The 19,884-nt window shown below is 70.1% G+C and carries 19 protein-coding genes; 12 read left to right on the top strand and 7 right to left on the bottom strand.

What is annotated here, in order from left to right:
• Nucleotides 1–114: 114 nt before the first annotated feature.
• Nucleotides 115–522 carry a hypothetical protein gene (locus DJ74_RS11160; protein ID WP_094527298.1) on the top strand — a complete coding sequence of 136 codons (408 nt, stop codon included), beginning with the start codon at nt 115–117 and terminating at the stop codon, nt 520–522.
• 482 nt (nt 523–1,004) lie between these two features.
• On the top strand, nt 1,005–1,895 hold the full coding sequence (gene hisG, locus DJ74_RS11155) for an ATP phosphoribosyltransferase (protein ID WP_094527297.1): 891 nt from the start codon (nt 1,005–1,007) through the stop codon (nt 1,893–1,895).
• 49 nt (nt 1,896–1,944) lie between these two features.
• Here hisG and DJ74_RS11150 read toward each other — a convergent pair whose 3' ends face one another.
• The 3 genes from DJ74_RS11150 to larB all read right to left on the bottom strand — a co-directional run bounded on the left by DJ74_RS11150 (nt 1,945) and on the right by larB (nt 3,398).
• Nucleotides 1,945–2,217 (bottom strand): GIY-YIG nuclease family protein, encoded by a 273-nt coding sequence (locus DJ74_RS11150; RefSeq protein WP_094522858.1) that lies wholly within the window; start codon nt 2,215–2,217, stop codon nt 1,945–1,947.
• Between the two features lie 117 nt (nt 2,218–2,334).
• Nucleotides 2,335–2,487 carry a hypothetical protein gene (locus DJ74_RS19210; protein WP_170938278.1) on the bottom strand — a complete coding sequence of 51 codons (153 nt, stop codon included), beginning with the start codon at nt 2,485–2,487 and terminating at the stop codon, nt 2,335–2,337.
• Between the two features lie 125 nt (nt 2,488–2,612).
• A complete protein-coding gene (larB, locus tag DJ74_RS11145; RefSeq protein WP_094522856.1) occupies nt 2,613–3,398 on the bottom strand; it encodes a nickel pincer cofactor biosynthesis protein LarB in 786 nt (261 codons plus the stop codon).
• A gap of 188 nt (nt 3,399–3,586) precedes the next feature.
• Between larB and DJ74_RS11140 the strand changes: the two genes are divergently transcribed.
• Nucleotides 3,587–3,754 (top strand): DUF1931 family protein, encoded by a 168-nt coding sequence (locus DJ74_RS11140; RefSeq protein WP_004047560.1) that lies wholly within the window; start codon nt 3,587–3,589, stop codon nt 3,752–3,754.
• A gap of 94 nt (nt 3,755–3,848) precedes the next feature.
• On the opposite strand, the gene rpiA is transcribed toward DJ74_RS11140, so the two are convergent.
• From rpiA to DJ74_RS11125, 3 genes are all read right to left on the bottom strand, one after another.
• Complete coding sequence (gene rpiA, locus DJ74_RS11135; protein ID WP_094527296.1) at nt 3,849–4,571, bottom strand: ribose-5-phosphate isomerase RpiA; 723 nt, start codon at nt 4,569–4,571, stop codon at nt 3,849–3,851.
• 43 nt (nt 4,572–4,614) lie between these two features.
• Complete coding sequence (locus tag DJ74_RS11130; protein ID WP_094522852.1) at nt 4,615–5,742, bottom strand: ORC1-type DNA replication protein; 1,128 nt, start codon at nt 5,740–5,742, stop codon at nt 4,615–4,617.
• A 168-nt stretch (nt 5,743–5,910) separates the two neighbouring features.
• Nucleotides 5,911–7,023: a methyltransferase domain-containing protein gene (locus tag DJ74_RS11125; RefSeq protein ID WP_094522850.1), complete on the bottom strand. Its 1,113-nt coding sequence runs from the start codon at nt 7,021–7,023 to the stop codon at nt 5,911–5,913.
• 87 nt (nt 7,024–7,110) lie between these two features.
• On the opposite strand from DJ74_RS11125, the gene DJ74_RS11120 reads away from it, so the two are divergent.
• Together DJ74_RS11120 and DJ74_RS11115 are read left to right on the top strand one after the other, a co-directional pair.
• The gene (locus tag DJ74_RS11120) at nt 7,111–7,668 is read left to right on the top strand and encodes a TATA-box-binding protein (protein ID WP_094527295.1); all 558 of its coding nucleotides are present in this window, start codon (nt 7,111–7,113) and stop codon (nt 7,666–7,668) included.
• 72 nt (nt 7,669–7,740) lie between these two features.
• Nucleotides 7,741–8,100, top strand: coding sequence for a hypothetical protein (locus tag DJ74_RS11115; RefSeq protein WP_094527294.1), 360 nt, complete (start codon nt 7,741–7,743; stop codon nt 8,098–8,100).
• A 104-nt stretch (nt 8,101–8,204) separates the two neighbouring features.
• On the opposite strand, the gene DJ74_RS11110 is transcribed toward DJ74_RS11115, so the two are convergent.
• Nucleotides 8,205–10,430 (bottom strand): ATP-dependent DNA helicase, encoded by a 2,226-nt coding sequence (locus tag DJ74_RS11110; RefSeq protein ID WP_094527293.1) that lies wholly within the window; start codon nt 10,428–10,430, stop codon nt 8,205–8,207.
• A gap of 201 nt (nt 10,431–10,631) precedes the next feature.
• Here DJ74_RS11110 and DJ74_RS11105 point away from each other — a divergent pair, with 201 nt between their 5' ends.
• The 7 genes from DJ74_RS11105 to argH all read left to right on the top strand — a co-directional run bounded on the left by DJ74_RS11105 (nt 10,632) and on the right by argH (nt 19,752).
• Complete coding sequence (locus DJ74_RS11105) at nt 10,632–11,111, top strand: histidine kinase (RefSeq protein ID WP_094522842.1); 480 nt, start codon at nt 10,632–10,634, stop codon at nt 11,109–11,111.
• 86 nt (nt 11,112–11,197) lie between these two features.
• The gene (locus tag DJ74_RS11100; RefSeq protein ID WP_094527292.1) at nt 11,198–11,698 is read left to right on the top strand and encodes an ACT domain-containing protein; all 501 of its coding nucleotides are present in this window, start codon (nt 11,198–11,200) and stop codon (nt 11,696–11,698) included.
• Nucleotides 11,699–11,904: 206 nt separating this feature from the next.
• A complete protein-coding gene (gene radA / locus DJ74_RS11095; protein WP_094522838.1) occupies nt 11,905–12,936 on the top strand; it encodes a DNA repair and recombination protein RadA in 1,032 nt (343 codons plus the stop codon).
• 505 nt (nt 12,937–13,441) lie between these two features.
• On the top strand, nt 13,442–15,160 hold the full coding sequence (locus DJ74_RS11090) for an ammonium transporter (protein WP_176451168.1): 1,719 nt from the start codon (nt 13,442–13,444) through the stop codon (nt 15,158–15,160).
• A 170-nt stretch (nt 15,161–15,330) separates the two neighbouring features.
• Entirely contained in the window at nt 15,331–16,668 is a 1,338-nt protein-coding gene (locus DJ74_RS11085; protein WP_094527291.1) for a glutamate-1-semialdehyde 2,1-aminomutase, read from the top strand.
• 381 nt (nt 16,669–17,049) lie between these two features.
• A complete protein-coding gene (locus DJ74_RS11080; protein ID WP_094527290.1) occupies nt 17,050–18,279 on the top strand; it encodes an argininosuccinate synthase in 1,230 nt (409 codons plus the stop codon).
• Nucleotides 18,280–19,752 carry an argininosuccinate lyase gene (gene argH, locus DJ74_RS11075; RefSeq protein ID WP_094527289.1) on the top strand — a complete coding sequence of 491 codons (1,473 nt, stop codon included), beginning with the start codon at nt 18,280–18,282 and terminating at the stop codon, nt 19,750–19,752.
• Nucleotides 19,753–19,884: the final 132 nt, after the last annotated feature.

The following is a 19,884-nucleotide window of genomic DNA, read 5'->3' as shown; positions in this document are numbered from 1 at the left end:
GGGTGGCGAGACACTTGAGCGGCGCGGCTAGGTAAGTGACTGCGGCGAAATCGTCTCGCGCGGACGGTTCCGCTCCGGAGAAGACCCATTATCGATCGGGCTGAACACCAGATCGTGTCCCTCCCGTTCTCACCCGCCGTCGCGTTCGGCATGGCCCTCTTCCTGTTCGTTCTGTTGGCGACAGGCGTCTGGGTGAACTTCGACGCACACGCTCGCGGAAGCGATTATCCGACCGTCTGGGCCGTCTTCGCACCGCTCTCGGGGATCGTACTGGCGTACTACCTCCTCTGGTGGCGTCGCGGGCGGCCCCGCGAGCGGCCGCCGGGCCGAGTGGAGCGAGCCGCCGTTACCGTCGTCGTCGCCGGAATCGGCGGGATGATCGCCGGAAGCCTCGTGTCGCCGCCCGACCCGGCCGCGCAGCTGACCGTCTGGCCGATCGCGTTCGCCTGCTGTCTCCCCGTCGCGTATTGGGTGGTCAGACGGCGGTTTGGCGCGGCCGGAGGCGGGAACGCCGGTCGGTAGAGAGGATCGAGGTCTCCAAAGTCCCGGCCGCTCGGTTATAAACCGTTGGCTGCCGATCGACGGTGAACACCGCCGAAGCCCCAGCCGCGAGGACTCGCGCGCTTTGCTGCGCTCCTCACTCGCGTTGTTCGCTGCGGTGCTTGCTGCAGCGTGCTTCGTCCTCGCGACAGCGAGGCGCTTCGCGCCTCTGGCAGCCGGCGGCGACTGCCCCTTTGAGTCCCGCCCCCGCACGGCCACCGTACCTCACGCCTCCCCAGCCTCGTCACCGGCGCTACGCGCCGGTTGCAAGCGAGAGCTTTGCTCTCGCCCTGTCGCTGGCGCGTCCCACGCCAGCGACTCCCTCGCGCGCGCTGACTCACGGCCTGTCGGCCGCTCGTCGGCACGCGCCGCCGCCACGGTGTCTGATTAGTCGGCTGCGCATGGATCCCGTCCGCCGCTCACCGGACGAAAACGTTTCCCCGTCGCCCCGCGACGCTCTCCGTATGCGCATCGCCGTCCCCAACAAGGGCCGCCTGCACGACCCGACGCTCTCGCTGTTAGAGCGCGCGGGGCTCCACGTCGAGGAGACCGCCGACCGCCAGCTGTACGCCGACACCGTCGACCCCGACGTGACGGTGCTGTTCGCGCGCGCGGCCGACATCCCCGAGTACGTCCGGGACGGCGCGGCCGACCTCGGGATCACGGGGCTCGATCAGGCGGCGGAGTCCGGCGGCGTGGCGGACGGCGCCGCGTCCGCGGCCGACGGCGACCTCGTCGACCTGCTCGATCTGGGGTACGGCTCCTGTAAGCTCGTCCTCGCGGCCCCGGAGGACGGCGCGGTCGAGACCGTCGGCGACCTCGCCGGCGGGACCGTCGCCACCGAGTTCCCGGCGGTCACCCGCGACTACCTCGATCGGGTGGGCGTCGACGCCGACGTGGTCACCGTGACGGGCGCGACGGAGCTGACGCCCCACGTCGACATGGCCGACGCCATCGTCGACATCACCTCGACGGGGACGACGCTGAAGGTGAACCGCTTGGCCGTGATCGACGACGTGCTCGACTCCTCGGTGCGGCTGTTCGCGCGCCCCGACGTGGTCGACGACCCGAAGGTCGAACAGGTGTTGACCGCGTTCGAGTCCGTGCTCGCGGCCGACGGCCGGCGCTACCTGATGATGAACGCGCCGACGGAGCGGCTCGACGAGGTCAAAGACGTGATCCCCGGGCTCGGCGGCCCGACGGTGATGGACGTCGAGGCCGACGAGGACGGGAACGGGATGGTGGCGGTCCACGCCGTCGTCGAGGAGCGCGACGTGTTCGCGACGATCTCGGAGCTGAAGGCTGTCGGCGCGAGCGGCATCCTGGTCACCGAAATCGAACGGCTCGTGGAGTAGCCGGGAGCCGACCGACACCGGCCGAGCCCCGCGGATCGGCCGCCGTGATTCAGTCGTTCTCCGCCCCGATCAGCGCCTCCTTCTGCGCGCGGGTGAGCGACTTGATCTCGTGTTCCCGCGACATCGCCGCCGACTTCGAGTCGAACGACTCGACGTGCCGTAAGGTCACGGGAGTCCGTCCCCTGGTGTACTTCGCGCCCTCTCCGGCGTCGTGCTCGGCAACGCGCCGCTCCACGTCGGTGGTGTAGCCGGTGTACAGCGTCCCGTCCGCGCACTCGATCACGTAGACGTGGTGCGGCGCGTCCTGACTCGGCGTCGACACGGCGCCCGGTCGGCGCGGGCGCGAGGAATACCTGCCGGTCTCGGCGCGGTCGGGGAAGCCGGACGCGCGGGCGGCGCGAACGCGGTCGGGTGCGGTGTCGCGGCGGGATCGACCGGGTCAGTCCCCAGTACGAGCGCGTTCTCGGGAGACTTCGGCGATCCCGGCGTTCGCGGAACAGTCCGGACAGGCGTTCAGGTCGCCGTACTCGTCCGCGAAGACGCGTGCGAAGCGGTCCGAGACGTGCGACCCGCAGTGGTCACAGAGTGGCATTCGGTACCGGTGGTTACCGGCGATAGATCGTAAGGTTTCGACGGACAAATACCCTTTCTCACCCCCGCCAGCTTCCGGAAATCTACATATAAAGCCCCGTCATGAGACGGGTGGGGAGCCGGCGGTCAGTCGCGCCGCGCCGCGTCGACCGCGCGCGCTATCAGCCCCGCCTGCGCCCCGGCGACGAAGCCGGCGTCGACGTTCACCGTCGTGAGCACCGAACAGGACTGGAGCGCACCGTGGAGCGCGGCGACGCCCTCGCCGCCGACGCCGTATCCCGTCGACACCGGGAGCGCGATCACCGGCGCCGCGACGAGTCCCGCGACGACCGTGGGGAGCGCCCCCTCGCGGCCCGCCGCGACCACGACGACGTCGGCCTCGCGGACCCGGTCGCGCTGGTCCAGGATCCGGTCGAGGTTCGCGACGCCGACGTCGTCCACGCGGTCGACGGTCGCGCCGATCTCGCCGGCGACCACCGCCGCCTCGCCCGCGGCCGCCGCGTCGGCGGTGCCCGCCGCGACGACCGAGAGCGTCGCGTCGAGCGCGGGCGGGTCGAAGTCGGCGGCGTGGACGACGACGGTCCCGGCCCGCTCGTCGTGGTCGACGGTGGGGTCGAGCGACGCCGCGGTCTCGAGATCGAGGTCCGCCATCGCCGTCCGGATCGCCGCCGCGTCCTCGGCGTCGGCCCGGGTGACGAGCGCGCGGCCGGTCGTCTCGACCGCGGTCGCCGTCAGCGCCGCGACCTCCGCCGGCGTCTTCCCCTCCGCGAGGATCGCCTCGGGGATCCCTCGTCGGTGCTCGCGGGCGGCGTCGAACCGGCCGGCCGCCGTCGTCGCGTAGCCCGCGAGCCGCGATTCCGCCTCCGCGACGCCGATATCGCCGGCGTCGAGCGCCTTGAGCGTGTCGCGCATGCGTCCCCGTCAGGGGCCGAACGGGTCGAACCTATCGGTCCGCGGCGGGCGAGCGGCCCCGCTCGCCGAGCGGTCTCACAAAGCTTATAAGGAAGCATTCCGGCACCCCCTCGCGAACGGGCCGCAGGGCGCCCCTCGCGGTCGAATTCAGGAACTCTTATTAACTGTCGATGGATATCACCGATCGCATGGCAGACCTTATTGTCAAAGCGGCCGTCAAGGAAGCGCTGGACGACAAGAACGTCGCTTCGGACTTCTACGACGCGCTCGACGACGAAGTGGACGAGCTGCTCGAAGACGCCGCGCGCCGCGCCGAGGCCAACGACCGGAAGACGGTCCAGCCGCGCGACCTCTAAGGCGGACGCGACTCTCGACCCGATTTTTTGACCGCGCGCCGACCGCAGAGCGGCGCGACCGCCGCGCACGTCGGTAGCGACCGCGTCCCGGAGATCAGCGCGTGAGCACCCGAACCCCCGAGTCCGTTCCGACGTGGACCTCGTCGGCGAGGTCGACGAAGAGGCCGTGTTCGACGACGCCCGGCGTCGCGGAGAGGGTCGTCGCGAGCGCCGAGGGCTCCGCGATTTCGCCGAACGAACAGTCGAGCACGAGGTTCCCGTTGTCGGTGACGACCGGGCCGTCCTTCCGCTCCGCGCGGCGGAGGGTCGGCTCGCCGCCCGCCGCGCGGACCGCCTCGGCCACCGCGGATCGGCCGGCGGGAAGCACCTCTACCGGAACGGGGCGGTCGAGAGCCGCGGCCTCCTTCGACGGGTCGGCGACGACGAGGAAGCGGTCGGCCGCGGCGTCGACCAGCTTCTCGCGGGCGTGCGCGGCGCCGCCGCCCTTTATGAGCGGGCCCGCGGTCGGCCCGCCGTCGCCGACCGCGACCTGGTCCGCGCCGTCGATCGCGACGTCGATCCCGGGCGCGTCGGGCCCCGTCGCCTCGTCGAGGCCGAGCAGCGGGATCCCGCGGTCGGCGGCGAGTTCGCGGCTCGCGAACGAGGTCGGAACCCCGCGGACGTCCAGCCCGGCGTCGACTCGTTCGCCCAGTCTGCGGATCGCGTGGGCCGCGGTCGAGCCCGTTCCGAGGCCGACGACGTCGCCGTCGTCGACCGCCGCCGCCGCCGACTCGCCGGCGCGTCGCTTCGCCGCGTCGCTCCCGCCGCTCGTCTTCATACCACCGACTCGACGGGGAGAACCGAAAAGGCGTCGGCGTCGATCACTCCAGCCGGTCCAGCACCGCCTCCGCGTCGTAGGCCAGGGAGAGCTCGCGGGAGCGGCCGCGCCCCTCGACGTCGGCGTACTCGGCCTCGATCACGCCGAGCTGGTCGAGCTTGTTGATGATCTCGGAGTAACGGGTGTAGCCGAGGTCGGTCTCGTCGCGGAACGCCTCGTACACCGTCCCGGCGCGCTCGCCGTCGTTCTCCGCGAGGACGCGGACGAGGGCGCGCTCGGACTCCGAGAGCCCGCGGAGCGACCGCGAGAGGTGGACGTGTTTCGACTTGTCGTACGCCGACTCGACGTCCTCGTCGGCGATCGTCTTCGAGGCGCGCATCTCGGCGTTCAGTCCGGCGCGGCGGAGCAGGTCGATCCCGACCCGGAGGTCGCCGCTCTCGGCGGTGAGGTCGGCGACGCGCTCCAGTTCGGCGTCGGCGATGACGCCGTCGTGGAAGCCGCGCTTCGCGCGCTCGAAGAGGATGTCGTAGATCTCGGTGGCGTCGTAGACGGGGAAGTACACCTCCTCCGGGCGGAACACCGACTGCACGCGGGTGTCGAGGTCGTCGATCACGTCGAGCCCGAGGTCCGAGGAGACGACGATGACGCCGATCTTCGCGCCCGAGTGCGCCTCGTGGGCGCGCAGAAGCGAGTAGAGGGTGTCCGACGCCTCGTTCTCGTAGAAGAGGTAGTTCACGTCGTCTAAGGCGACGACGAGCACGTCGTCCTCCTCGACGAGCCGGTCGGTGATCTGACCGAACAGCTTCTTGAAGGAGATCCCCGAGGAGGGCGGCTCGTAGTCGAAGATCCCCTCGAACAGCCGGGAGAAAACGGCGTACCGCGTCGAATCGACCTGGCAGTTGACGCGGACCGTCCGGACGTCGGTGCGGGCGCCGAGCTCGCCGAACAGCTTCTGGACCGCGGTCGTCTTGCCGGTGCCGGGCGGGCCGCGCACCATCGTGTTGAGGGGGCGAGAGCCGCGCACCGCGGGGCGGAGCGCGTACTTCAGGCTCTCCAGCTGGCTCTCACGGTGGCGGAACGTCTCGGGGACGTGGTCGATCTCGAACACCGACTCGTCGCGGAACACCGACTCGTCCCACGAGAGCATGTCGCCGCCGGCGTCCCCGGTCATGTGCACACCACGAGAGGCCGTCCACTTAACCGTTGCCCGGAGGGAGAGTGAAACTGAAACTTGTCGGTTGCGACGCTCAGATGCCGAGTATCACCGACCGGTCGTTCACTCTCGGGACGGTGCGAACGCGGCGTTGTCGCGGCGGTCACGGGCCGAGATCGGACGCGCTCACGACCGATCGAGCACCAGCACGTGTCGGGTGAGCGATCGGTGGACGCGGCGCTCGAAGGCGGCGTCGACCGTCCAGCCCGCCGCGCGGGCCGACCCGCGCCAGTCCCGGTCGGCGACGACGACGGCGCGGGGCGCGACCCGGGCCGCCTCCGCGAGCGCGCCCGAGACGAGGTCGGCGAGGTCGTGGGTGGCGATCTTCGACTGGCGGCCGTACGGCGCGTCGAAGGCGACGCCGTCGACGGCGTCGTCGCGGAGCGGGAGGGCCGTGGCGTCGCCGCGGGCGACGTGCCAGCTCGGGTGCTCCGGGGAGTCACCCACGTACTCGCGGAGGTTCTCCCGCGTCCCGCGGACCATCTTCCGCTGGGCGTCGCAGGCGACGACGTCGGCGCCGACGAGCCCGGCCTCCAGCGGGAGCCCGCCGGTCCCGCACATCGGGTCGAGCAGGGTCCGGCCGGGCGCGGCGCCCGCGAGGTTGGCGTACGCGCGGGCGTCGGCCGGCGCCATGCTCCCCGGCTGGAAGAACGGGCGGTCGGTCGGTTTGGGGGCGAAGTCGCGAGCGGCCTCCGCGGCGACCCAGCCGAGCGCGCAGACGGACGCGTCGCCGCCGTCGGCGCCGGGAATCGCGTCGTGAACGGCGCGCTCGCCCGCCGCGAACAGCGCGCGCAGGACGTGGTCGGGGTCGTCGAGGTCGACGTCGAACCCGCGGTCGACGAGGACGCCCCCGAGGGCGCGCTCGGCGTCGCTCGTCGAGACGGTCGCCGTGTTCCGGACGTTCCGGGCCCGCACCGCGACCGTCCCCGAGCGGTCGAGCGGCGCCGCGTCGAGCGCGGCGACGGCGGCGGCGAGGTCGGCGTCCGTGCGGGCGACCGCCTCGTGGGCGGCGCGGGTGTAGGCGAGCCGGCGCACTCCGGCGCGATCGGTCGCGGCACTCGCGGCGCCCGGGGCGTCGCCGCCGGCGCGTGGGTCGTCGCCCGCCGCGTCGCTACGGGTGAGTCCGACGCTGCCGGCGGCGGCGACCCCGGGCGCGAGCAGCTCCACGCCGGTCGCGGCGGTGGCGGCCTCGCGGGCGGCGAAGGCGTCCGTCTCCCCGGCGAGTTCGAGCCAGTACACGCCCCGGAGTCGGGGAGCCGCTCGCAAGAGGATAGCGGTTCCGACCACGCACCTTTTTAAATGAATCAACCGATCGTGTTAGTAGTAATGGCCGATCCGAAGGAGACGATCACGATAGAGAACGTCGTTGCCTCCACGGGGATCGGGCAGGAGCTCGATCTCCAGAGCGTCGCGATGGACCTGGAGGGCGCCGACTACGACCCCGAGCAGTTCCCCGGGCTCGTGTACCGCACCACGGACCCGAAATCGGCCGCGCTGATCTTCCGGTCCGGGAAGATCGTGTGCACGGGCGCGAACTCGATCGACGCCGTCCACGAGAGCCTCGCCATCGTGTTCGACGAGCTCCGCGCGCTCCAGATCCCGATCGAGGACCCCGAGATCACGGTCCAGAACATCGTCACGTCCGCCGACCTCGGCGAGAGCCTCAACCTCAACGCGATCGCGATCGGGCTCGGGCTCGAACACATCGAGTACGAGCCGGAGCAGTTCCCCGGGCTCGTCTACCGGCTGGACGAACCGGACGTCGTGGCGCTGTTGTTCGGCAGCGGGAAGCTCGTCGTCACGGGCGGGACGAGCCCGGACGACGCGGCGGCCGCCGTCGACGTGATCGTCGAGGAGCTGGACGGCCTCGGGCTGTTGGCGTAGGCGGGCGACGCCGCGCCGCTCGCGACGGACCGATCCCGCGACCACTTTTACCCGCCGTCCCGTAGGTCGGGTATGCTTCTTCAGACGGTGACGCCGATCACGGTGCTGGGGACGACCATCCTGTTCGCGCTGTTCCTCTCCGTGACCGCACACCTCGCCGCCCGGAACGTCCTCGGCGACGTCGACCCGCGCCGCGCCCTCTACGTCGGTCCGCTCCCCGCGGTGATCGGCGTCGTCGGTGGGGCGTTCGCCGTCTCCGAGGCGCTCCTCGTCCCGGCCGCGCTCCTCGTCGACGGCGCGATGTTCGCGTGGAGCTACGACCAGCCCCGGCGGGTCGTGGCCGGGATGACCGTGATCCACGCCGTGATCACGACGCTGCTGTCGATCGTGCTGTTCGGGATCACGGCGCTGCTCGCGACGATGCCGGGGTAGCCGACGTCCGGTGCGGATCCGGCACGGCCGCGGCCCCACAGCCTCACCCCCGGCGCGGCGGCGGCCCCACAGCCCATCCCCTGCTCGGCGGCGGCCCCACAGCGTCACGGCTCCGGTGGCGACCCGTCGTACGCGTCGTGGTCACCGTAGAAGTTGAGCATCGCGAACTTCAGCTTCTCGGGGTCGACGTCGAGCAGCTCCTCCCGCTCCTCCGGCGGGAACGCGCTCCGGACCGAGTACTTGCCCATGTCCGCCGTCGTGTACCGGCGGTCGGCGAGGATCCGGACGCCGAAGTCGTCTGGACCGCGGACCACGCGGCCGAGCGCCTGTCTGGTCTTGCGGATCGTCGGGATCTCGACGGCGTACGCCCAGCCGGGGTCGCGGGCGCGGTCGCGATCGGCGAACGCCCGGTCATAGGCGTCCTGAACCGCCTCCGTCCGGTCGGAGAGGTACGGGTAGGGAACGCCGACGACCACCACCGTCCGGGCGTCGTCGGCGTCGAAGCTCACTCCCTCCGCGAGCGTTCCCCACAGCGAGGTGAACAGCGCGGCGTCGTCGCTGTCGACGAACGTCCGGCGCAGGTCCTCCTCGTCCTGATCGGGCCCGTCGAGGTAGAGGGAGCCGAGGTCGGCGCCCGCGAGTCCGGCTCCGGCCCCGACGTCGCCTCCGGCACCGGTCCCCGCCGAGCCGCCGAGCCGCTCGTAGTACCGTTCGGCCTCGGCGTACGAGGGGAAGAAGGCGAGCGTGTTGCCCGGAGTGAAACGGATCGCGTCGCGCAGCAGCGACGACACCGCCTCCTGGGTCTCCGGGTCGTTGCGCTCGGAGGCGAACAGCGGCGGGGCGTCGACCGCGAACGTCCGACGGTTCTCCTCCGGGTATCCCATCTCGTACGCGAGCGACACCGCGTCCTCCAGCCCGAGCACGTCCTCGGTGACATCGAAGGGGCGGAGCGTCGCGCTCATCAGCACCGAGGCGGCGACCTCGTCGAACAGCGCCTCGGTCACTCGACGGGGGATGCAGGTGTACAGCTCGGCGCGGCCGTACACCTCGTCGGTGGCGCCGTCGCGACGCACGGAGACGACCGGGTACTGACCGAGCTCGGTTCCCTCCTCCATCCACGTCGAGACGAACCGAGCGACCTGCAGGGTCTGACACTCGGTCCGGGTCGTCGTCTCGCCGTCCCGGTAGCGCCGCTCGTACTCCTCGTCTAACGCCTGCCCGAGCTGGACGGCGAGCTCCGTCTCCGTGTCGATCCCCTTCCCCTCGTAGTTCCGGAGGAACGCCAGCGTCAGGTCGTCGCGGCGGTCGTCGTTGGCGACGGAGAGGTCCTCCCAGTTCTCGCCGACCGACTCGCGCTCGCCGAACCCGAGCGCGTCGTCGTACGTCTCGACCACGGCGTCGCGGAACGCGCGGACGACGTTCTCGGCGGCCTCGGCGCGGGAGTCGTCGCTGTCGGCGAGCTCCTCCAAGGCGGCGTCGAGGGTGGTCTCCGTGAGCGTGCGGGTGGCGTGGTCGCGGGCGGCGTCCTCGACGTTGTGCGCCTCGTCGAAGACGGTGATTATCTCCGACGGGTCGCGGTCGATCCACCGGAAGAACTGCTCGCGGATGTTCGGATCGAGCAGGTGGTGGTAGTTGCAGACGACCAGGTCCACTCCCTCCATTCCCTCCTTGAGCAGCTCGTAGCCGCAGAGCTCGCGCTCGTCCGCGTACGCGTACACGTCCTCTGGGGTGCGGACGTCGTCGAACAGCCACCCGAAGAACTCGTCGGTGTCCTCGACGAGGTTGTTCCGGTAGTGCGCGCAGACGTTCGCGGCCTCGTACTCGTCGATCGCCGTCTCCAGCTCGTCGAGCTCGTCCATGATCGCCTCGCGGGCCTCGGCCGCGCCGGCGTCGCCCTCGCGGCTCTCGGCGAGCAGCTCGCGCTGGCGGGTCTCCAGCTCGCGGACTTCGCTCTCCGTTTCGACCAGCTCGCGGGTGGTGTCGCGGAGGGTCTGACACTCCTGGTAGTCGACGTCGATGTGACACATCGACGACTTCCCCTTGAACACGACCGCGCGGATGGGCTCTTCGCCGGTGATCGCGCGGGCGTCCTCGACGAACTGCCGCATCTGCTGGTGGACGTTAGTCGTGATCACGACCGTGCGGTCGTGCTCGCGGGCGTGCTCTAAGGCGGGCACGAGCGCGGAGAGGGTCTTGCCCGTTCCGGGCGCCCCCTCGAACAGCACGTCCTGTCCCCGGTCCAGCGCGTTGGCGATCCTGTCCATCGCCTCGCGCTGGTTCGGATACGGCTCCTCGTACGGGAAGAACCGCAGATGCGGCGACTCTGACACGGGCCGAGGTTCGTCGCCATCGGCTAAAAGGGGTGGGGTGCCGCGGCGGAAGTGGTCGAGGGACGATCGGCGTCGCTGACGGGGTATCGGAGTATTAATTTACTAACGAAAACCTAACGAAGATATAAGTTTGGGTCGAGTGTACGGCGAACGCATTTTACCAGCACGTATTACCGGTTCTTTCGCGAGGTAGGAGACGACATGGCGACTGAAACCGCGACAGCGACGAGCGAAGTATCGACCGAGGCCGGTAACTGGAAGGCGGGCGTGGCGAGCGGGCTCGTCGGCAGCGTCGTCTTCGGACTCGTGATGACGTACGTGATCCCCGCGCCGCTGTTGGAGGTCGTGATCCCGTCGATGTACGGGCTCGCGCCGCCGGCGGCGCCGTTCCTCGGCTGGGTGGTCCACATGTCCCACGGTGCGGTCATCGGCGTCGGCTTCGCCGCGCTCGTCGGGGTGCGGCCCTCGATCGGCGAGAGCACCGGAGCGTCGCTCGGCGCCGGCGCGGCGTACGGGCTCGCGGTCTGGGTCGCGCTCGCCGTGCTGGTGATGCCGGTCTGGCTCTCCGCGGTCGGTTCCCCGGCGAATCCCCCGCTTCCCAACGTCAGCGCGCTGAGCGCGATCGGTCACCTCGTGTACGGCGTCGCGCTCGGCGGCGCGTACGCCGGGCTGGTCGACTGAGGCCGGTCGTCGCTCCCGCGACGCGAGCCGACGGGCGCGACGCACCGTCATTTATACCGGCGCGCCGCGACCGCCCGTAGTAACGAATGTTCGACGAGATCCTCGAGAAGTTCGAGGGGTCACCGAGCCAGCAGGCGGTCATCCGGCTGTTCTTAGAGCGCGGTTTCTCCGTCAACGAGGAGGGCCGCGTCGTCTCGGGCGGAATCGAGATCCCGTACACCGGGATCGCGCGCGAGCTCGACGTCGACCGGCGGGTGGTCGACTCGACGACCGACGCCATCCTGGACGACCCCGAACTGAAGCGCATCTTCACCAACATCTCCTCGGTGCCGAGCCTGATGGACCTGGCGCCGGTCCTCGACCTCACGGTCCTCACCATCGAGGTCGCCGCCGCCGACGAGGCCGGGATCGTCGCCGAGGTGACCGGCATCCTCGCCGAGCACGACATCTCGATCCGGCAGGTGCTGAGCGAGGACCCCGAGTTCACCGACGACCCGAAGCTGTACGTGATCACCGACGCGGAGCTGCCCGGCGAGCTGCTCGTCGATATCCGCGAGCTCGGATACGTCCGCCGCGTGGGGTTCTGACCCGAAGAGCGGCGTGACGACCGCGTCGGACGCCGAGACCGGTTTACCCGTGAGCGACCAGTTTCGCCCGCGGATCGGTGGCCCGGTCTCGTCCGGAGCCTTACGAACGAAGCCGACGCAGCACCGAGCGCGTCTCCGGCGGACGTTTCACTTTCACTCGGGTGTAAACCAGTCTTTATACGGGATGGCGAACAAGAGTCGTGTACATGCCAGAAGACGAACTCGAGGACCTCCCCGGAGTCGGCCCAGCGACCGCGGACAAGCTCGTCGAGAACGGGTTCGAGAGCTACCAGTCGATCGCCGTCGCCAGCCCCGGCGAGATGTCGAACACCGCGGACATCGGCGAGTCGTCCGCCAGCGACATCATCAACGCCGCCCGCGACGCCGCCGACGTCGGCGGCTTCGAGACGGGCGCGACCGTGCTCGAACGCCGCGAGGAGATCGGGAAGCTCTCCTGGCAGATCGACGAGGTGGACGAACTGCTCGGGGGCGGCATCGAGACGCAGTCGATCACCGAGGTGTACGGCGAGTTCGGGTCCGGGAAGTCGCAGGTGACCCACCAGATGGCCGTCAACGTCCAGCTCCCGCCCGAGCACGGCGGCCTCAGCGGCGGCTGTATCTTCGTCGACTCCGAGGACACGTTCCGGCCGGAGCGGATCGACGACATGGTCCGCGGACTTGACGACGAGATCCTCGCCGACGAGATGGAGCGGCGCGAGATCGAGGGCACGCCGAGCGACGAGGAGGCGATGGAGGAGCTGATCGGGGCGTTCCTCGACCAGATCCACGTCGCCAAGGCGTTCAACTCCAACCACCAGATCCTGCTCGCGGAGAAGGCCAAGGAGCTCGCCGGGGAACACGAGGAGAGCGAGTGGCCCATCCGGATCGTCTGTGTGGACTCGCTGACCGCCCACTTCCGCGCCGAGTACGTCGGCCGAGGCGAGCTCGCCGACCGCCAGCAGAAGCTCAACAAGCACCTCCACGACCTGATGCGGATCGGCGACCTGTTCAACACCGCCATCCTCGTCACCAACCAGGTCGCGTCGAATCCAGACTCTTACTTCGGTGACCCGACGCAGGCGATCGGCGGCAACATCCTCGGTCACGCCTCCACGTTCCGGATGTACCTCCGCAAGTCGAAGGGCGACAAGCGGATCGTCCGCCTCGTCGACGCGCCGAACCTCGCCGACGGCGAGGCCGTGATGCGCGTGCAGGGCGAGGGGCTGAAGCCGGAGTAGCGGAACCCGATCCCGGTCCGGCGCCGTCTGTACCCGATTCGAACGCGAACGTGCGGCCCTGCTCCCGGATCCGGAATTCGAATGCGGATCCGGTTGACAAACGTAAACTTCCCTTCGGAACGCCCGAACTGCTCGAAATCGGGGGTCTGACACCCCCACGACGGTAACGGCGGAGATCCCGCGTGGCAAAAATCGCCAGAAGCGGCCGCGCCCGGCGCCACGCACCCCGATATCGCCCGATCCGTCGCTTATTGCCAATAATTTTACAAAACGTCCGTCCGATTCGATCGCAAGGATTGCAATAGATCCGCCGAGAATATAACCTTATACACCATGTATCCGTCCTTATATCTGACATCCGCCGTATTATCAAAGCAGTTTTTTGTGAAACCCAACTCGAACGTTTATATATCCCTGTTACTCCATGCCAGAACGTGATTCAGCACATGAACACGGACGAAACGCGCAGTTCGAAGGACGTATGTTCAGTTGAGGTGGTCGAATCGTGACGACCAGCGTACTCGCGACGATCGATCCGAGCACGTTCGCGTCCGCGATGAACGGGACGTGGATCCTCATGGTGACGTTCCTGATTTTCTTCATGCACGCGGGCTTCGCCATGCTCGAGGCCGGGCAGGTTCGCTCGAAGAACGTCGCCAACCAGCTGACGAAGAACCTCCTAACGTGGAGCGTCGGAGTGGCGGTGTTCTTCCTGATCGGGACCGCGTTCACGAGCGTCATGAGCGGCTCCGGCGGCCCGGTCTCCGCCGCGGGGACGCTGTTCTCCGGGGGCGAGCTCGCCGTCGAGTCCGGCGCGGTCGGACCGTACGTCAACTGGCTCTACGGCGCGGTGTTCGCCATGACCGCCGCGACGATCGTGTCCGGCGCGGTCGCCGGTCGCGCGAAGCTCCGCGCGTACGTCACGTACACGTTCCTGCTGGCCGCGGTCATCTACCCAATGGTCATCGCGTTCACCTGGTCGGCGTCGGGCGACGGGCTCGTCGCGCAGCTGACCGGTGTCGCGTTCCACGACTTCGCCGGCGGCATGATCGTCCACGGCATGGGCGGTATCGCGGGTCTCACCGCCGCCGCCGTGCTCGGTCCGCGGATGGACCGCTACGCCAAGGACGGCTCGACGAACGTCATCCCCGGCCACTCGCTGACGTTCGCCGTGCTCGGGACGCTCATCCTCGCGTTCGGCTGGTACGGCTTCAACGTCGGGACGGCCTCCGTGGTCAGCGGCGGCGTGTTCAACACGCTGACCGTCAACCTCGTCGCGATGGGCACGACGATCGCGATGGCGGCCGGCGGAATCGGCGCCGCCCTCGTCGTGTGGCTCCGCACCGGGAAGGTCGACACGCTGTACGTCGCCAACGGCCTGCTGGCCGGGCTCGTCGGCATCACCGCCATCCCCGACACCACGGCGTGGTGGGGCGCGCTGGTCGTCGGTCTCCTGGCGGGCGGACAGCTCCCACTCGTCTTCGAGTTCGTCTCGGACACGCTCAAGATCGACGACGTCTGCGCGGTGTTTCCGGTCCACGGCAGCGCCGGCGTGCTCGGGACCCTGCTGTTCCCGTTCGTCGCCGCGCCCGGCGCCCTCAGCGCCGGCGTCGGCGCCCACTTCGTCGCCCAGCTGACCGGCGTCGTCATCATCGGCGGCTGGACGCTCACCGCGACCGCGGCCGTCTGGTACGCCCTCAAGCTGAGCGGCGAGGCCCGCGTCACGCCCGAACACGAACAGGAGGGGCTCGACATCTCCGAGCACGGCGTCGAGACCTACCCCGAGTTCGGCGGCGACCGCGTCGCGACCGACGGCGGCCCCGCCGTGGTCGACACCACGGACGACTCCCCGCGCGCCGACGGCGGCGAGGAGGCGGGCTCCCAGATCAAGATGGTCACCGCGGTCGTCCGCCCGGACAAGCTCGGGGCCATCAAGCAGTCGCTCGCGGAGGTCAACGCGCCCTCGCTCACCGTGACGAACGTCTCCGGCCGCGGCAGCCAGCCCGCCAAGAAGGGCCAGTGGCGCGGCGAGGAGTTCACGGTCGACCTCCACCAGAAGGTGAAGGTCGAGGTCGTCGTCGCCGACATCCCGGCCGACGAGGTCGCGGACGCGATCGCGGACGCCGCGAAGACCGGCGAGCCCGGCGACGGGAAGGTGTTCATCATGCCGGTCGAGGACGCGCTGCAGGTCCGCACCGGCGCGACCGGCCCGGAGGCGGTGTAGTCTGGTAGCGGCGCGACCGGCCCGGAAGCGGTTCGGAGCGGCGAGCGAGCGGTTTCGACGACGCCACGGCGCCGAGCCGCGGCGCCCTTCGACGCGGGGTCCGACGGCGCGTCGCCGCTCTCGGCGGTCGGTCGGCAACTACTTTCATCCCGCCGTCCCAACCGATCGGTATGAACCACGAGCGCTCCCGCGGGCTGTACGACCGCGCGCTGTCGGTGATGCCCGGCGGGGTCAACTCCTCCGTTCGAGCGACGATGCCGCACCCGTTCTTCGTTGAGCGCGGGGACGGCGGGCACGTGATCGACGCCGACGGGAACCGGTACGTCGACTGGGTGATGGGGTACGGCCCGCTCCTGTACGGCCACGACCTGCCCGGCCCGGTCGAGGCGGCGATCCAGTCGCACGTCGCGGAGGGGCCGATGTACGGCGCGCCCACGGAGATCGAGGTCGAGCACGCCGAGTTCGTGGCGCGGCACGTCCCGAGCGTCGAGTCGATCCGGTTCGTCAACTCGGGGACGGAGGCGACCGTGTCGGCGGTGCGGCTCGCGCGGGGCCACACCGACCGCGACAAGATCGTCGTCATGCGGGGCGGCTACCACGGCGCGCAGGAGTCGACGCTCGTCGAGGGGGCGCCGGGGGACGCGCACCCGTCGACGGCCGGGATCCCCGAGGAGTTCGCGCGGCACACCCTCCCGATCCCGTTCAACGATCCGGAGGCCGCCAAGGAGGTGTTCGAGGAACACGGCGACGAGATCGCCGCCGTCCTCGTCGAGCCGATCCTCGCCAACACGGGGATCGTGGCGCCGATCGACGGCTACCACGAGACGCTCCGGGAGCTGTGCGACGGCCACGATTCGCTGCTGATCTTCGACGAGGTGATCACCGGGTTCCGCGTCGGCGGCCTCGGCTGCGCGCAGTCGAAGTTCGGCGTCACGCCGGACGTGACCACCTTCGGTAAAATCATCGGCGGCGGGTTCCCGGTGGGCGCGATCGGCGGGCGCGCCGACGTGATCGAGGGGTTCACGCCCGCGGGCGACGTGTTCCAGTCCGGCACCTTCTCCGGGCACCCGGTGACGATGGCCGCCGGGAAGGCGAACCTGGAGTACGCCGCCGAGAACGACGTGTACGAGCATGTCGACCGGCTCGGCCGGAAGCTCCGGGAGGGGATCGCCGAGATCTGCGCGGAGCGCGCGCCCGAGTACACCGTCGTCGGCACCGACTCGATGTTCAAGACGGTCTTCACCCGAGAGGCGCCGGACGACCCGGACGCCTGCTGTGCGGGCGGCTGTCGGCAGGACCCCGACTGCGCCCGGTACGACAGCTGTCCGAAGACCGGCGCCGACGTCGCCAGCGCCGCGACCGACCGCTGGGAGCGCGTGTTCTGGCAGGAGATGAAAGAGCGCGGCGTGTTCCTCACCGCCAACCAGTTCGAGTGCCAGTTCACCTCCTACGCGCACACGGAGGAGGACGTCGAGCGGACGCTGGAGGCGTATCGGGAGGCCTTGTAGGCGCGGTCGGTCCGCTCGTCGACCGACGCGGCCGGACCTCGCCGCGGGCGGCAAGGCTTGCGATCGGGCCGCCGGTGCGGAACGTTTTTATCTCGGAACGAAACTAGGTACTGGTGATGACCGCGGAGGCTCGTCTCGACGCCGCCCTCTTCCGAGGCCGACGAGCCCCGCGACCGCGACGAGGCGTCCGACCGCCGCGACCGGCTTCCGGCGCGGCGCGACGACGGGCCCCCTCGGGCCAGTAATCTTCATCCCTCGTCGCGTTCGCGCCGTTTCGTCCCGTAGAGTGACAGCTGTGTCCGCCGATAGCGTCGCCGCTGCTTTTTTCTTACTACATCTAAAGCGGTGAATTTAAGAGTGTGAACCCAGTGTACTCCTGTAATGGCAACCGTTGCACTCGCGTTCAGTGGGGGACTCGACACCACAGTCTGCGTGCCGCTGTTGAAAGAGGAGTACGGCTACGACGAGGTCATCGGCGTCAACGTCGACGTCGGGCAGCCGACCGAGGAGTTCGACGAGGCCGAGGAGACCGCCGAGGCGCTGGGGCTCGACCTCCACGTCGTCGACGCGAAAGCGGAGTTCGCGGACCTGTGTTTCGACGCGGTGAAGACGAACGCGACGTACCAGGGCTACCCGCTCGGGACTGCCCTCGCGCGCCCCGTCATCGCCGAGGCGATCCTGGGCGTCGCCGAGGATCAGGGCTGTGACGCCATCGCGCACGGCTGCACGGGGAAGGGGAACGACCAGCTCCGGTTCGAGGCCGTCTGGCGCGGCTCGGATCTGGAGGTCATCGCGCCCGTCCGCGAGCTCGGGCTCACCCGCGAGTGGGAGATCGACTACGCGGCCGAGAAGGACCTGCCCGTCGAGGCCGGCGACGGCGGCGTCTGGTCCATCGACGAGAACATCTGGTCGCGCGCGGTCGAGGGCGGCAAGCTGGAGGACCCGGACTACGAGCCGCCGGAGGACATCTACGAGTGGACCGCCGAGCCGGAGGGCGAGACCACCATCGAGGTGACGTTCGAGGAGGGCGTCCCCGTCGCCGTCGACGGCGAGGCGATGGACCCGGTGCCGCTCATCCAGCACCTCAACGAGTACGCCGGCGGCTACGGCATCGGCCGCACCGACGTGATGGAGGACCGCATGCTCGGGCTGAAGGTGCGCGAGAACTACGAGCACCCGGCCGCGACCGTCCTGCTGACGGCCCACCAGGCGCTGGAGGACCTCGTGCTCACGAAGAACGAGCGCTCGTTCAAGAAGGGGATCGAGCAGGAGTGGTCCGAGAAGGCGTACCAGGGCCTCGTGTTCGCGCCCGTCGTCGACGCCCTGAACGCCTTCGTCGACGAGACGCAGGACGTGGTGACCGGCACGGCCACGGTGAAGGTGTCGGGCGGGAACTGCCGCGTCGTCGCCCGCGACTCCGAGTACGCCGTCTACTCCGAGGAGATGGCCTCGTTCAACACCGAGGACGTCGCCGGCATCGCGCAGGCCGACGCCACGGGCGTCGCGAAGTACCACGGGCTCCAGGAGCGCCTCGCAAACGACGTGAAGAAAGCGGTCTCGAAGCCCGAACTGGCGACGGACGGGAGCGGAACCGACGACGAGTCCGAATAGATGACCGACGACGATCCCGGCACCGCCGTCCGGCGCGACCGCTTCAGCGGCGGCCCCGCCCGCGAGTTCCTGTCGAGCCTCGCGGCCGACGCGGCCATCTTCGAGGCGGACCTCGCGGTCGACCGCGCGCACACGGTGATGCTCGCCGAGCGGGCGATCGTCGACGACGCGGTCGCCGGCGAGATCCTCGGCGCGCTCGACGACGTGGAGGCCGCCGGTCACGGCGACCTCCCGGACGGCGAGGACGTTCACGAGGCGATCGAGACGGCCGTCATCGACCGCGTCGGGCCGGACGGCGGGCGGATGCACACCGCCCGCTCGCGCAACGACGAGGTGGCGACCTGCATCCGGTACCGGCTCCGTGAGGACCTGCTCGCGGCCGCCGAGGCCACGGTCGCGCTCCGCGAGGCGCTCGTCGAGGTGGCGAGCGAGCACGCCGAGACCGTGATGCCCGGCTACACGCACCTCCAGCCGGCCCAGCCGACGACGGTCGCGCACTACCTGCTGTCGTACGAGGGCGGGGTCGCGCGCGACACCGAGCGCCTGCTCGACGCGTACGACCGGGTCAACCGGTCGCCGCTCGGCGCGGCGGCGTTCACGGGCACACCGTTCGACGTCGACCGCGACCGCACCGCGGAACTGCTCGGGTTCGACGGGACGGTCCGGAACTCGACCGACGCGGCGTCGGCGCGCGACTTCCTCGCGGAGGGGGCGACCGCGTGCGCGACGCTCGCGACGACGCTGTCGGGGCTCGCCGAGGACCTCATCCTCTTCTCGAACAAGGGGTTCGTGGAGCTGTCGGACGCGTATTCGTCCACGTCGTCGATCATGCCGCAGAAGAAGAACCCCGACACGCTGGAGCTGACCCGCGGCGTCGCCGGCGACGCGATCGGAGAGGCGACGGGGACGCTGAGCCTGCTCAAGGGGCTCCCGCGCGCGTACAACCGCGATCTCCAGCGCGCCCACGCGGGCGTGTTCGAGATCGCCGACGACGTGCGGGAGGCGACCGAGGTCGCGGCGGGCGCGGTCGCGACGGCCGACTGGGACGCGGCGGCGCTCGCGGGCGCCGCGGGCGACGGCTTCTCGACGGCGACGGGGGTCGCCGACCTGCTCGCGATGAGCGGGCTGCCGTTCCGGACGGCCCACGAGATAGTCGCGACGGCCGCGGAGACGGTGGGTGACGACGACTCGCCAGACGCGGCGGCCGCAAAAGTTGACGAGGCCACTCGAAACGTGACCGGTGAGCCCCTCTCGGCGTACGTGAGCCGCGAGGAGTTGGAGTCGGCGCTCGACCCCGCGGCCAGCGTGGCGAGCCGCGACTCCGCCGGGGGACCGGCCCCCGAGGCGGTCGCCGAGGAACTCGCCGTCGTCGAGTCCGGGATCGAGGCGGACCGCGACGCGCTGGCGGCGGAGCGCGACGCGCTCGCCGCCGCGAGCGAGGCGCTGGGCGCGGAGGTCGATCGCTATGTCTGAGCCGCGACGACCGCTCGGCGTTCGTCGCCTCGGTCGGCGCCCCCCCGACCGACGTCGACGACCGTCCCCGTAAGGGGAACACATTTACTACCGAGATCTGACATCCGATCTCGATACGGCCCGATTTCGCCG

Source organism: Halorubrum sp. Ea8, from assembly GCF_002252925.1.
Taxonomy (GTDB): domain Archaea; phylum Halobacteriota; class Halobacteria; order Halobacteriales; family Haloferacaceae; genus Halorubrum.
Note: the sequence above shows the minus strand (reverse complement) of the source record. Positions and strands in the feature narration are given on the sequence as shown.